Origin of the sequence: Mycolicibacterium confluentis (assembly GCF_010729895.1) — a bacterium.
Lineage (GTDB): Bacteria > Actinomycetota > Actinomycetes > Mycobacteriales > Mycobacteriaceae > Mycobacterium > Mycobacterium confluentis.
Genome location: NZ_AP022612.1, coordinates 5,325,505 through 5,339,042 on the forward strand (window position 1 = coordinate 5,325,505; position 13,538 = coordinate 5,339,042).

Annotated in this window: 13 protein-coding genes and 2 pseudogenes; 8 read left to right on the forward strand and 7 right to left on the reverse strand. The window is 65.3% G+C overall.

The window, feature by feature from the left end:
* Positions 1-4: 4 nt before the first annotated feature.
* Genes G6N34_RS24995 through G6N34_RS25005 form a run of 3 tightly spaced genes read right to left on the reverse strand, consistent with a single transcriptional unit; the run spans position 5 to position 4,048 of the window.
* Positions 5-1,171, reverse strand: a complete 1,167-nt coding sequence (locus tag G6N34_RS24995) for an NAD(P)/FAD-dependent oxidoreductase (RefSeq protein ID WP_085152185.1) — start codon at positions 1,169-1,171, stop codon at positions 5-7.
* A gap of 52 nt (positions 1,172-1,223) precedes the next feature.
* A complete protein-coding gene (locus G6N34_RS25000; RefSeq protein WP_085152186.1) occupies positions 1,224-2,678 on the reverse strand; it encodes an aldehyde dehydrogenase family protein in 1,455 nt (484 codons plus the stop codon).
* Between the two features lie 59 nt (positions 2,679-2,737).
* Complete coding sequence (locus G6N34_RS25005) at positions 2,738-4,048, reverse strand: aspartate aminotransferase family protein (protein WP_085152187.1); 1,311 nt, start codon at positions 4,046-4,048, stop codon at positions 2,738-2,740.
* A 471-nt stretch (positions 4,049-4,519) separates the two neighbouring features.
* Between G6N34_RS25005 and G6N34_RS25010 the strand changes: the two genes are divergently transcribed.
* The 5 genes and pseudogenes from G6N34_RS25010 to whiA all read left to right on the forward strand — a co-directional run.
* Positions 4,520-5,287 carry an SDR family NAD(P)-dependent oxidoreductase gene (locus G6N34_RS25010; RefSeq protein ID WP_085152188.1) on the forward strand — a complete coding sequence of 256 codons (768 nt, stop codon included), beginning with the start codon at positions 4,520-4,522 and terminating at the stop codon, positions 5,285-5,287.
* 83 nt (positions 5,288-5,370) lie between these two features.
* The gene (pdxS, locus tag G6N34_RS25015) at positions 5,371-6,273 is read left to right on the forward strand and encodes a pyridoxal 5'-phosphate synthase lyase subunit PdxS (protein ID WP_163645524.1); all 903 of its coding nucleotides are present in this window, start codon (positions 5,371-5,373) and stop codon (positions 6,271-6,273) included.
* A gap of 130 nt (positions 6,274-6,403) precedes the next feature.
* A complete protein-coding gene (locus G6N34_RS25020) occupies positions 6,404-7,162 on the forward strand; it encodes an IclR family transcriptional regulator (RefSeq protein ID WP_163645526.1) in 759 nt (252 codons plus the stop codon).
* A 55-nt stretch (positions 7,163-7,217) separates the two neighbouring features.
* Positions 7,218-7,997: an IclR family transcriptional regulator gene (locus tag G6N34_RS25025; protein WP_085153637.1), complete on the forward strand. Its 780-nt coding sequence runs from the start codon at positions 7,218-7,220 to the stop codon at positions 7,995-7,997.
* Between the two features lie 17 nt (positions 7,998-8,014).
* Positions 8,015-8,259 (forward strand): annotated as a pseudogene (gene whiA, locus G6N34_RS25030) (DNA-binding protein WhiA); the annotation flags it as partial.
* A gap of 449 nt (positions 8,260-8,708) precedes the next feature.
* Here the strand turns inward: whiA and G6N34_RS28175 are convergent.
* Positions 8,709-9,164, reverse strand: a complete 456-nt coding sequence (locus tag G6N34_RS28175; RefSeq protein WP_234812982.1) for a hypothetical protein — start codon at positions 9,162-9,164, stop codon at positions 8,709-8,711.
* Between the two features lie 398 nt (positions 9,165-9,562).
* A complete protein-coding gene (locus G6N34_RS25040) occupies positions 9,563-9,952 on the reverse strand; it encodes an antitoxin Xre/MbcA/ParS toxin-binding domain-containing protein (RefSeq protein WP_085153642.1) in 390 nt (129 codons plus the stop codon).
* A 343-nt stretch (positions 9,953-10,295) separates the two neighbouring features.
* On the opposite strand from G6N34_RS25040, the pseudogene G6N34_RS25045 reads away from it, so the two are divergent.
* Positions 10,296-10,529 (forward strand): annotated as a pseudogene (locus G6N34_RS25045) (helix-turn-helix domain-containing protein); the annotation flags it as partial.
* 187 nt (positions 10,530-10,716) lie between these two features.
* On the opposite strand, the gene G6N34_RS25050 reads toward G6N34_RS25045, so the two are convergent.
* Positions 10,717-11,196 carry a TetR/AcrR family transcriptional regulator gene (locus G6N34_RS25050; RefSeq protein WP_163645528.1) on the reverse strand — a complete coding sequence of 160 codons (480 nt, stop codon included), beginning with the start codon at positions 11,194-11,196 and terminating at the stop codon, positions 10,717-10,719.
* Positions 11,197-11,255: 59 nt separating this feature from the next.
* Between G6N34_RS25050 and G6N34_RS25055 the strand changes: the two genes are divergently transcribed.
* Positions 11,256-11,990 (forward strand): DsbA family protein, encoded by a 735-nt coding sequence (locus G6N34_RS25055; RefSeq protein WP_085153646.1) that lies wholly within the window; start codon positions 11,256-11,258, stop codon positions 11,988-11,990.
* Between the two features lie 131 nt (positions 11,991-12,121).
* On the opposite strand, the gene G6N34_RS25060 is transcribed toward G6N34_RS25055, so the two are convergent.
* Positions 12,122-12,679 carry a TetR/AcrR family transcriptional regulator gene (locus G6N34_RS25060; protein WP_085153647.1) on the reverse strand — a complete coding sequence of 186 codons (558 nt, stop codon included), beginning with the start codon at positions 12,677-12,679 and terminating at the stop codon, positions 12,122-12,124.
* A gap of 109 nt (positions 12,680-12,788) precedes the next feature.
* Here G6N34_RS25060 and G6N34_RS25065 point away from each other — a divergent pair, with 109 nt between their 5' ends.
* Positions 12,789-13,535: an SDR family oxidoreductase gene (locus G6N34_RS25065; RefSeq protein ID WP_085153649.1), complete on the forward strand. Its 747-nt coding sequence runs from the start codon at positions 12,789-12,791 to the stop codon at positions 13,533-13,535.
* The last annotated feature ends 3 nt before the right edge of the window (positions 13,536-13,538 follow it).

Genomic DNA, 13,538 nt, shown 5'->3' on the forward strand with positions numbered 1-13,538 from the left:
CTTGTTATGCGTCAGCGGCAATGGCGCTGGGACGGTCGGGAAGCAGTGTGTCCGCGAACGCGAAGGTGCGCGCCTCCCCGTGGACCGCCCACTCGGCGCCGAGTCGGCCCACCGCTGCGGAGACGGTCAAGCCCATGCCGCCGAGGCCTCCCACGACGACGACCCGCGGGTCGCTGCGCTGGGGACCGACCAGGAAGTCCCCGTCCAGGCTGTTGGGATACAGCCCGCTCCAGCCACCGTTGAGACTGGCGTCCTCCCAGCCCGGGAATCGGTCCATCAATCCCTCGGCGAGCGACTCGAGGAAGGCATCGTCCACACCTCGGCGGTACCGATCGGCGTCCACCGACTCCTCCAGGAGTTCATAGGTGTGCGCTCCGGCGATGAAGTTGCCGGGCTCGCCTTCGGGACGGATGTAGACACCCGCGTCGCCCGAACCCGGGAAGTACATCTGGATCATCGGGACGTCTCGACCGGCCAGCGACGGCACCTGCACCTGAGCGATCTGGTGCCGCTGGTTGTGCGTCGTGGCGTTGGTGCCGAGCAGGCTCGACACGTGACCCAGCCACGATCCCGCAGCATTGACCACCACGTCGGCTTCGATGTCACCCTGCGTGGTCTTCAGCGTGATCGCCGCGCCGCTCGTATCGGCTTCGAGCACCTCGCAGCGAGGCCGGTAGACGACGCCACGTTCCTTGCCGGCCGCGAGATACGCCGCGCACAGGCCGGGACCGTCGAGATGACCGTCGAAGGGACCGTACATTCCGCCGGTGATGTCATCGGTGCGGATCCCGGGCATCATTTCCGCGATCTGCTCCGCGGTCACCGAGACGCTGGTCCCGTCGCTGATGCGCGCGACCGTCGACTGGATCCGCTCGAACTGCTCCGGTGTCCGGGCCACCCGGATGTAGCCGGTGCGGTAGAGCGTGAGGAGACCAGCCGACTCCATCTCGTCGAAGACGTTCAGGCTGAAGCGGCGCATCTCGAGGTCTATTCCGTCGAAGGTCTGACGGTTGAAAACCCCTGCAGAAAGCCCACTCGAGCCTTCACCGGCGTAGGACTTGTCGATGACGGTGACCGACCCGGCACCGAGTTGTGCCGCACAGAGCGCGGTGCTCAGGCCCGCCGCTCCGGCACCGATCACCACGACGCGTGCAGATCCTGCCGTCGTCATCGCATCACGCCAGCGCGTCGACCCGCCACCCTGTACGTCCGCCGTTGCATGATCATCGCCGGGTGGTGTCGATCGCGATGTGCTTGGACTCGGTGTGCTCAAGGATCGCCTCGGTCGACAGCTCGCGACCCACACCCGAGTGCTTCCAGCCGCCGAACGGCATCTCGGTCACCGTCTTGCTGTGATCGTTGACCCACACGGTCCCGGCCTCGAGTTCCTCCGCAACCCGCAGACCCCGGTCGAGGCTGCGAGTCCACACACCGCCGGACAGACCATGCTCCTGCTCGTTGACCCAGCCCAGAACCTCCTCCTCGGTCTGGAAGGACGTGACCGTGATGACGGGGCCGAAGATCTCGGTCTGCTTGATCGGATCATCATGGCGCACACCGTCGAGCACCGTGGCCGGGTAGAAGTAGCCCGGCCGGTCGGGCACCTTCCCACCGGTGACCACCGTGACGTGCGGAAGCGCCGCGGCCTCGTCGACCAGGCGGGCCACCCGCTCCTGCTGCTGCTTGGAGACCAGAGGACCGATCACGGTCTCCTCGTCGAACGCCCCGCCCAGCGTCTGCTTCTCCGCGACGCGGACGCACGCCTCGACGACGCGGTCCTTGATGCTCTCGTGCGCGAAGATTCGCGAAAGGGCATGGCAGTCCTGCCCGGAGTTGCGGAAGGTGCCCTGCGGCAGCGTCGCCTCGAACAAGTCGAGATCGGCGTCGTCGAACACGAGGATCGCCGAAGGCCCACCGAGTTCGAGGTGCAGCTTCTTCATCTCGGGAGCGGCGTTGGCGTAGATGATCTTTCCGGTCGAGGTCTCACCGGTCATCGAGATCATCGGCACCTTGGGATGGGTCACCAGTGCGTTGCCGACCGTCGGGCCATTGCCCATCACCAGGTTGAAGACACCCGGCGGGAGGAACTCCTGCGCGATCTCAGCCACCAGGGAGGTGACGATGGGAGTCTCTTCGGCGGGCTTGACCACCACGGCATTTCCAGCCGCGAGCGCCGGGCCGATCTTCCACACCAGCAGGGCCAGCGGGTAGTTCCACGGCACGATGCAACCGACCACTCCGAGCGGACTGCGGCGGGCAAAGCTCGTCAGACCGTCCCGGAAGTTGCCCGAGTTCGGCACCGACATGTGCCGCGCACCGTAGGCGAAGAACTTGATGCGGTCGGCCGATCCGAAGACTTCGGCGACACCGGCGGAGACGGGCTTGCCCACCTCAAGCGCCTCGAGCGCGCCAAGCTCTTCCCGCCGTGCAACCAGTGCCTCTGCGAATGCCGAGAGGGCATCGGCCCGCTCGCGGAACGTCTTCCGCCGCCAGACTTTGAAGCCCTCCAGACTCGAGGCCACCGCCTGGTCGACGCCTTCGGCGCCCACGTCGGTGATCTGTGCGATCACTTCGCCCGTCGACGGATCGAACACGTCGATCTGAGGACCTTCAAAGGCAACCCTTTTGCCGCCGATGATCGGGTCCAGCGAAGGGATCACGCCCTCAAATCTCGCCATTGCACTTGCCTTTCCATTGATTGGTCAATTCGGGGATGGGACCGCGCGTCCCTGTTCAGCTAAGCCAGGAGTGCGGGAAGCGAGTCGTCGATCGCAGCGATGGTGCGATCGATGTGCTCCTCGGTGTGTGCCGCGCACAACAGGATCAGCCCACGTTCGGCAATGTGGATGCCGCGGTCCAGCAGCAGAGCCGTCAACCGCGCGACGGACTTACGGTCGTCCTTGATGGCCTCGGCGTAGGTGTTGGGGAGGTCGATGCCCCAGAACAGCTGCAGCACAGCACCACAGTTGTTCACTGTCAGCGGGGCCGAGTGCTTGGCTGCCACGGAGCGAATCCCCTCGGCGAGACGTTCGCTGAGTCGGTTCAGATGCGGGTAGATCTCGTCCTTGCGGGCGTGCAGCTCGTCGAGCGTGGCGATACCGGCTGCCAACGACACCGGAGAGCCGTTGAATGTCCCGCCGGGCCGGATCGGGCCGGACGTGACGGGCTCCATCGCCGAACGTGTGCCCCCAAGGAGCGCGATCGGGAAGCCAGAGGCCATCGCCTTGGACATCACCGTCAGGTCGGGACTGGCGCCAAGTCGTTCCTGGGCGCCACCCAATGCCACGCGGAATCCGGTGAGGACCTCATCGAAGACGAGCAGTGCGCCGTACCGATCACACAGCTCACGGACGCCGTCGAGGTATTCCCTGGTGGGGGTGAAGGTTCCGAAGTTGCACGGTATGGGTTCCATGAACACCGCTGCGACTGGCGGACCATCCCTCAGCGCCTGCTCCAGCGACTCCAAGTCATGCCAGCGCGCGACCGTGACCTGGTCACTGGCCACCATCCCGTCCACATAATGGGTTGGTGCACAGGGTGATTCAGATACCGCGGGCATCCATGGGGTGTTCACGCACAGCGGCTCCGCCCACCCGTGGTAATGGCCCTCGAACTTCACGATCTGCCGGCGGCCTGTCTTGGCCCGCGCCACGCGGACTGCGAGGTGGATGGCCTCGGTGCCGGTGGCTGAGAACGCGATCACGTCGACGGACGGAACTGCCGCGGCGATCCGTTCGGCCAGTTCGGCTTCGTTGGGACTGACCGCACCCAGAATGATGGACTCGCTCAGGGCCTTCTCGACAGCCGCCACAACCGACGGGGGCCTGTGCTCCAGAAGCACTGGCCCCAAACCGAGTACGAAGTCGAGATACTCCCGACCCGTGACGTCCGTCACAGACGCCCCCGATGTCGACGCCACGGCGAGGGTTTCCGCGGCGGTGCGCAGGCGGGCAGCCGAAGCAGCGCCTCGTGCGACCACCTGCACGGCCCGATCGAGCACCTCGCGATTGGACTGGGTGGAGGGAGTTGAGTCCGGCTTCACCGGCATGAAATTACCATCCTTCGAACGAATCGTCTATCTAATGATAGGAGTGGGCGGGGGTGCTGTTCATTCGGTCGGCGCCTCCCAATACCCCACGTGACATGGGGGTTCACCAGCCTTTGGGAAGTGATGCCAACGGCCGACCGGGTTCATGGCGCGAGTGCGCGCCTGACCTCACCGCCGATTGACCGCCGTCGACCCCGCGCGAAGCCGCGCAACAGCCTAACGATCGTTAGGAACGATAGCGCCGGCTGTCCACCGGCGCAACCAAACGCGCTGCTCCGACCCAAAAACTCTCGTGGCCTGGAGATTTCCAATTCATGGGTTGCCCGCATACCTAACGCACGTTAGTGTCTGGAGTCTGAATCGCCCACCCGCCGGGCTGGCGGAGAACAGTTGTGTTGATGCAGCATTTCGCCCGCTGACAGCGGGCCCGCAGACTTGAGCATCGAACATCCTTCGAGAAAGGCGCCAACAATGACGGCTGATGAAACCCGCGTTGCCCTGGTTACCGGCGGCAACAGTGGTATCGGACTCGCAACTGCCCAACTCCTCAACGAGCGGGGTTACGCGGTCGCCATCTGCGGCCGGGATGCGGGCCGTCTCGAAACGGCGGTCAACGAAACCGGCGCCAAGCTGGCGGTGCAGGCCGATGTCTCCGATCGGGACGCGGCGTACGCGGCGGTCGAGGAGGTCGTCGGCACGCTCGGTCGTCTGGATGCACTGGTGAACGCGCACGGCATCCTCGGTGCGCCAACTCCTCTGGCCGACCTCACACCCGAGCAGTGGCACACCATGTTGAACATCAACCTGCTCGGACCGATCTGGACCACCACGGCAGCCACCGCCGAACTCAGCAAGACCCAGGGCGCCGTGGTGAACGTAGCGTCGATCAACGCCATCCAAGCTGAGCAGCAGATGGCACCCTACGGCGTGTCCAAGGCAGGGCTGGTGGGCTTCACCAAGTACGCCGCGGCCGACCTCGCGCCCATGGGAATTCGGGTCAACGCCGTACTTCCCGGCTGGGTGCACACACCGATGGCCGCCCCCCACTTCGAGGAGGCCGGGGTTACCGACGGGCGGATGTCGACCAACTACATGGGCCGTGCCGCGAGCCCGCGCGAACTGGCCCAAGTGATCGCGTTCCTCTTGTCCAAGGAAGCGAGTTTCGTGACCGGCGCAGAAATCGTCGCCGACGGCGGGCACTGGATCAAGATGCAGGATCTGGCCCCCCTCACGGACTGACGTCGGCGAAAAACGTTCGCTGTCAACCGAAATCAACGTCCGCTGGCGTCACAACCAGTGGCTGTGAGCCTGAAAGAACGCTGATGAGCAACGACGTCCTCACACCCGTCGTAGGTACTGCGGGCGTGAAGCGCGGTATGGCGGAGATGCTCAAGGGTGGCGTCATCATGGACGTCGTCACGCCGGAGCAGGCCCGGATCGCCGAAGGTGCCGGAGCAGTGGCCGTCATGGCCCTGGAGCGAGTGCCCGCCGACATCCGCGCCCAGGGCGGGGTGTCGCGGATGAGCGACCCCGACATGATCGAGGGAATCATCTCCGCGGTGACCATCCCGGTGATGGCCAAGGTCCGCATCGGACACTTCGTCGAGGCGCAGATCCTCACACGCCTTGGCGTGGACTACATCGACGAGTCCGAGGTGCTCACCCCCGCCGACTACACCCACCACATCGACAAGTGGCGCTTCACCGTGCCGTTCGTGTGCGGCGCGACCAATCTCGGTGAGGCGCTTCGCCGGATCACCGAGGGCGCGGCGATGATCCGCTCCAAGGGCGAGGCCGGCACCGGTGATGTGTCCAACGCGACCACCCACATGCGCCAGATCGGCGGCGAGATCCGCCGGCTGACGTCGCTGTCCGAGGATGAGCTGTTCGTAGCGGCCAAGGAACTGCAGGCCCCCTACGAGCTGGTCGCCGAGGTGGCCCGGGCCGGGAAGCTGCCGGTGACGCTGTTCACCGCGGGCGGCATCGCGACGCCTGCCGATGCGGCGATGATGATGCAGCTCGGTGCCGAGGGCGTGTTCGTCGGCTCGGGCATCTTCAAGTCCGGCGATCCGGCCGCGCGTGCGGCGGCGATCGTCAAGGCCACCACCTTCTACGACGATCCCGATGTGCTGGCCAAGGTCTCCCGTGGACTCGGTGAGGCGATGGTCGGCATCAACGTCGAGGACATCGCGGCACCGCACCGCCTCGCCGAACGCGGCTGGTAACCCGGTCAGTTGCGGGCTGGCACCGAACCCGTCGAGTTATCGTCATACTGTGTCCACAACCAATAGCGAGTCGATACCAAAGGCCGCATCGGCCGGATCCGCTGCACCGACTATCAAGGTGCTGGTGAAGATGAGCGACACACTGACCGCACTGGCGGAGCATGAGTCCCTCAGTGCGACCCAGATTTCCGAAATCATCCAGGAGCCTCGCAGCAGCGTCTACCGGTTGTTGCGCACGATGCGCGAGTACGGCTACGTAGACCGGGCACACCGCGGGGAGTTCGTGCTCGGCACACGCCTCCTTCAGCTCGGTGCCGGCGTGGCCGCACGATTCAACCTCCGCGAAGCTGCGCTTCCACGCATGTGGGAGCTGCGGGATGAGACCGACGCGACCGTGCTGCTCTTCGTCAAGCGTGGCGACCATGCCATCTGTGTCGAACGGTTCGACGGACGCTACGTGCGTTGGGAGATCACCGATGTCGGTGACCTCCTTCCTCTGTACGCGGGCGCGGCCCCCCGTTTGATGCTCGCACTGTCATCGGACGAGGAGATCGATCGATATCTGGACGAGGCCACCCTCGAGGCGCCGACCAAGCACTCCCCCACGTCTCCCCGCAGGGTCCGCGAAATGCTGGCCGAGATCAGAACCACCGGCGTTGCGGTGAGTGATCAAGATCTGGTGATCGGGGTGGCGTCCATCGCCGCACCGATCAGGAACCATTCGGGCGAGGTGGTGGGAGCAATGTCCTACTCCGGCCTGGCGGCAACCCTTCTGGGCAATGGCAATCGTGACAAGTCCATCGCATTGATCAAGGCTGCCGCCCTGGCCACTTCCCTGGATCTGGGATGGAATCCCGACCGGAACACCCCAGTGGATCACTCGACGTGACTCTCCCCAACTCGACGTCGGTCTCTCCACATCAAGCCTCGGTTAGGGTCCGATCGTGACTTCACGCGCAGATTCCTCCAAACGCGCCGCGCCCGACCACTCGGTCGAACTCATCGCCAAGGCCGATGAAGTGCTCGAACTGCTGCTGTCGACTCCGTCCCTGACCGTCGCACAGATCGCCGAGGGCGTCGGCATGCCCCGGCCAAGCGTGTATCGGCTTCTTTCCACCCTGGAGACAGTGGGATTCGTCAGGCCGACAGCTGCCGGCAATCGTTATCACCTTGGGCTGCGACTCTTCGAGTTGGGGCAGATCGCCAGCGCCCGAAACCCTCTCGTCAATCAGGCGCGTCCCGCCATGGAGGACCTCGCCCGCGTCACCGGGGAGTCGGTGTTCCTGACCGTGCGGAGAGGGGACGAAGCACTGTGTCTCGCCCGTATCGCGGGTGCACGAACGGCGCTGATGGTGCTCGAAGCGGGTACGAAGTTGCCGCTGCATGTGGGGGCAGGTCCACGCATGCTCCTGGCGAGCTCCGACGATGCGGATATCGAGGACTACCTCGAACGCTGTGCGCTGACAGCGGAGCCGCCCTACCAGCTGCAGGACGTTGACCATCTGCGTGAGCAGCTTCGCACCGCCCGAGAGAACGGGTACTCGCTCAGTGAAGAGGACGTCGTTCCCGGTGTCGCGACGATCGCCGCGCCGCTCCGCAATCGCCAGGGGGCAACCATCGCGGCCCTCTCGGTTGGGGGCGCCCACGACGTGGTGATCGGTGGTGACCCCACGCGACTCGCGCGCACCATCGTGGAAGCCGCCGAGAGCATCCAGCTGGAGTGACAGGGTGTGCGGTCAAACGCGTTGCCGTGGCCGCGTTCTCGAGATTCCTCGGTGACTCCTGCCCGAACACCTGCGCAAGGCTGAGGCGTTGCGCCTCGAACATCCCGACGCCTCACTGGAGGAGCTGGGACGCCTCGCCCAGCCACCCATGACCAAAGACGCCATCGCCGGGCAACTGCGACGCCTGATGCGCAAAGACGGACTGGCAGAAGAGAAGGCCAAAGCACAGGCCGTTCAATGCCCGATGGCCACCCGGGGCTGAACCGGTGCCTACGGCAGTCTTCACCGAGTCGAACAGGGCACTTCACGTGCTGACGGCAACCGCGTTGTCGGCAGCACTCGCAGCACTGGTCTACGGCCACCGGTGGCTGACCACACCCGTGGTGTGCAACGACTTCTGCGATCCAGACAGCATCCCGTCCGTCCTGATCGTCCTTGCGGCACTGGCAGTCACAGCTGGGTGGACCAGTATCGCGCTGCGTGCGGCACGCCAACTGGGTGACGGAGCGATCCGCAGCACAGCCCTTCTCCTCGGCGCGACCACGTCAGCCACCGCCCAGCCCGGAAGTGCTCGGCGCAGGGGAGCCACTGCTGCTGGCGACAACAGGGCGGCTCGCCACCGTCATCGACGAACTGGTGGTAAGCGGCAAGGCGCGGCTGGCGGCCCGTCCGCCATGAATGCGGGGGCAGCGCCCCGCGTGCGCCAGCAGGTTAGAAGATTTTCATGCCGCGAAGTCTCGCCGCTTCCACCAGCGGCTCGGTGTGCCTTCCGAGGGTTGAGGCCTCCAGCACGCCGACTTCATCATCACCGGTGCCGTCGTCGGTGCGCCGCAGCCACATCGCGTAGTTGTCGCCCAGGGAGGTGCCCCACTTTGACGGATAGACGACGCCGTGGGGGAGTTGACCATCGAACAGGACCACGTTGTCTCGAATCCATGTGGCAATTCCCGTAGTGAGCCTCTTCATGTCCGGCGCAGAGCTGGTCAGCTCGCTGATCGTGAGTTGGTCGATATTGCACTCGGCCAAGAGGGTTGCGCCTAACTCCTCGGTCAGCGTTGCGATTGACTGCGCGCCAGTGATGTTCACGAACCAGCCGTCGACGGGAAGCCAGAGCTCGTAGAGCGCGCGTGCTTCACGCCACCCCTGGGAGATGGACCGGTAAGGCATGGCGCCGTGTGCGGGTAGCTCTCGCGCGACCTGCTCGGCCAGCGTGAACTCGTCATCATCAGAGACGTCATCGAACAGCTCGGCCAGCCGAATCTCAGGTGGATCTGGCCGGATGTAATCCAGGACCTCGACCAGTGCGCCGGTCGGAGTGGTGCACCCGTAGATGGTTCGCCCGGGTGTGTCCCATCATCGGGACCAGTCCTTGGGGTCCTCGGTCGGCAAGCGAGCTGGCGGGTTGATCGGCCCGTACCGCGTCTGGGCCACCCGAAAGATACTGCGAACCGAGCTTGGTGTGATGTTGAATCCGGTGGCGGTGCAGACAGTCGCAGTCGTGAACGACGACACCTGCACCCAGCCCTTCTCACATCCGCAATGGTCGGGCTGAGTATAGGGCTGGGTCAGGCGTAGTAGGTGTCGGAGACGAAAGCGTCTGCCGCCCGAAACACTTCCGGCGCTTGGTCGTTGCGTAGCAGTTCAGCGGGGGTCGAGCCGTCCAGGCGAGGGTTGGCCGAAATGAGCCAGCTCCGCGCCACCTGGTCGTTCTCCGCCTTCTCGATCAGGACGAACACGGTGTGGGCGGCCTTCAGGCGCCGTGTCTTGTCGATCGACGGTGTCGCGTGGGTGCTGTCACCGGGCGGGGCTGCCCAGCGTGCGGGCATAGCGCGGCTCTTGGAGCCGGCGATGTAGGCGGTCAAGGTCGGTCCCAGACGCTGCAGCAGGTAGGCGACGACCTCGTGGGTGTCCATCCGCGCAGTGTCGTCACCAGCCTTGACTAGCAGGTCAGACATATCATTCACCTCCCTTGTCAACCCGAGATTACCCATGACAACAGCAGACTACACATCAATCATCCACAGAATGACCGCATAATGCACGTCCAAATATACGCAGAGTGACCTGAGGTGGAGGTTCATGTCAGTCTGGGACATGCCATCGCGCCAGCTCAGAGGCCCGATATGTGACGTGCCACGGCTCGACCTGAAACAGGCAGCGATCTTCCTCACCAACCCACGCGGCAGGAATGACACCAAGCGGCCAACCCGCTAGATCACCGCGGACCTGCGCCGATGGCACGTTTCGCCTCGACGGCCGCTGGCAGGCACTCGACGTCGGCGCCCACATCACGATGTTCGACAGCTGACCCGGTTGTTCCAGGCGGAACTGGGCATCACTCCCGCACGCTATGTCGAACGGGTGCGCGTCGACATCGCCCGCGCCGCACTGGATGCCGGCCACTGCGTCGGCGACAGTGCCCGACGTGCCGGGTTCGGCAGCGCCGAGACGTTCCGACGGGTCTTCTCCAGCCAGCTTGGGGTTTCGCCGAAGGCGCATCGGGATCGGTTCCGCACCGTGGCAAGTCACTGAGCGCGACACCTGATCGACGCGGCCCTAGACGGGGAGACCCTCCACGGTTCCACCGAACGGTTTCGGCTTGAGCGTGGGATCAGCCGCCACCGCGGCGAGCGGCACGGCGGGAGCGATCGACATCACCAAGCGGTGCAACGCATCTCGGCTGATGCTGCGGTGTGCGAGCCAGTCCAGCGTCGCACCTTCAAGTAAACTCAGGGAATCCCTCGAACCCGACCCGAAGGGCCGGAGGCTCCACCTCTCCCGGCAGCACCATCTGCGTGAAAAGCGCGCGGTGCCGGGCACGCTGCTCGGCGACGAAGGCGCGCACCTCCGGGTCAGCGCCCAGTCCCCCGCTCATGATCGGGCGGTACGCAGGCTCTGCGTTGACGGCAAAGTCCAGGTAGCGGTCGAGCAGGTCCGACAACAACTCATGCGTCGGGACGCCGTCGCTGGACTGGGCACGATCGAGCAGTTGTTGGTGGAAGTCGGCGATGACGGCGAGATAGCACTGCCGCTTCGTGCCGAAGTAGTAGAACAACAGTCCCTTGGTGACGCCCGCGCGTGCCGCGATGTCATCCATCGACACCTCATCGAATGCGCGGTCTGCAAAACACTGCGCGGCCGCGGCCAGCAGGGCCGCCCGACGGCCCGAGTCGCGGTGCTGGCGAGAACTGCTGTTCACCAAGCGCCTCTCACTGGCGCCTGAGCACTCACCGGGCCGATACGTCTTAGGCTGGCGAGATGCACGAACCGATTCGCGGTGGCGGTCCGAGCTCGGCCGGTGGCGCTCGTAAGCTGGCCATCCAGATCGGCGTCACCGTGTCCGTGGTCGTCATCGCGGTCGTGCTGGTTCTCTACCTCCTGATATCAGGGCGCGAGAAGCTCTCGGCGGGTAACGCAGTCGCCAGTCCCACCGCAGGCCAATCCGAATCGATCCGGGTGTCGTCAGACGCTCTGGTCACGAAGCCGGGCAGCACCGAACCCAAGGTTGTGCTGTCGCTCTACGAGGACCTGCTCTGTCCACACTGCGCTCGCTTTGAGCAGGCGTATGGACCGACAATCGATGAGCTCATCGCTTCCGGGACGGTCGCGGTCGACTATTACCTGATCGCGATCCTGGATTCCCCCCGGAACCAGAACTACTCGTCGCGCGCTGCCGCCGCGGCGTACTGCGTCGCCGACTATTCGGTGGAGGCATTCCGCGGTTTCCACGCGGCACTTCTTGCAGCCCAGCCCGACGAGTTCGCCAGAGACTTCCCCACCGACGACGACCTGGCCGAGACCGCCGAAGAGGCCGGCGCGGGCGGAGACGTCGCAGACTGCATTCTCAGCGGGCGGTACGTGGAGATGACGAAGGGACTGGCCGCCGACACCGACGTCCAGAGCACTCCGACCGTGCGCATCAACGGCGAGGACTATGACCTGTCCACGCCTGAGGACTTGGTGCGGAAGGTCACCAGGTTGGCCAACCGCTGAAGGGGCACCTCCGCTGACCTCCATCCACAGCCTCACGTAGTGCCTGACCTGCATTGACGGTAAATTACACACATGTTATTCACACCCCGCGCAGTGACCGCCCCGACGTTCGACAAGCCCCTTTCAGGCTGTCACTCCACAGGTGTTCCCGGCCAGCCGGCCAGCGCCAGTTCCGCGACGGCATGCAGATCTGCCCGACTCGCTCCGCTGCGTGCCTGAACCGCGATCCCCTGACACACGGCGGCGATCCAGCGGGCCAGCACCTCGGTGTCCACGCCCGGCAACTCGCCGTCGGCCACCGCAGCATCGAATCGCTCGGCCAGCTGTTGCACTGTCGCGTCGCGGAATTCGGCCAGCCCTGGGGCCGCTCCGACCGTCAGGCACCCGCGGATGTCGCCGCTGACCGTGTCAGCCGCACCGTGCACCATCGCCTCGGCGACCTCCCGCGCCGTCGGTCGCGTGAGCGCCTCGGCGGTGTAGGCGCTCGGACCGGCGAGGTACCTACGCAGGGCGCGATCGAACAGGTTCTCCTTGGACCCGAACTCGGCGTAGATGCTGCGACGGTTCACTCCCGTCGCGGCGGTGACGTCTGAAATCGACACGCCATCAAAGCCGCGATCCCAGAACAGCTTCATCGCCGCGTCCTCGACTTGGTCCGGGTCGAACTCTCGAGGTCGCCCAACCGTCATGAGATCACCTCCGTGATGCCAGTCACACTGGGAATTCCACCCGCATAAGTACGCTTGACCTGAGCATACTAAGTAACACTTCGGTTCGGAATCACTTGGAGACGCGCACATGAGCACAGCACATCTGACCGGACGGCGGGCACTGGTGACGGGAGGTTCACGCGGAATCGGCGCGGAGATCGTCCGGCGACTGTCCTCGGACGGCGCCGCGGTGGCGTTCACCTACTCAGCCTCGGCGTCCAACGCGGACGCACTTGTCGCCGAACTCACCGCAGCGGGCGCCACGGTGGTGGCCATCCAGGCCGACGCCGCCGTCCCAGCGCAGGCTGCCGACGCCGTCGAGCAGGCCGTCGCCGCGCTCGGCGGCCTGGACATCGTCGTGAACAATGCGGCCGTCGGGCATATGGCGCCGATCGACGAGTTCCCGGGCGACGAGTTCGACCGCCTGGTGGCGATCAATATCGGCAGCACGTACTGGACAACCCGAACCGCGATCAAGCACCTCGGTGAAGGGGCCCGGATCATCAACATCGGCAGCATCAACGCCGACCGCATTCCGGGAGCCGGGTTGTCGGTGTACGGGATGACCAAGGGGGCGGTGGCTTCGTTCACCCGCGGCTTGGCCCGCGATCTCGGCGCCCGCGGCATCACGGTCAACAACGTGCAGCCCGGCCCCATCGACACCGACGCGAATCCCGACGAGGGTGACTTCGCCGAGAGCCTCAAGCAGGTGACGACACAGGGCCGCTACGGGCACACCACCGACGTCGCCTCCTTCGTGAGCTTCCTCGCCGGCCCCGAGTCCGGATACATCACCGGCGCGAACCTGAACGTCGACGGCGGCTTCACGGTGTGACGA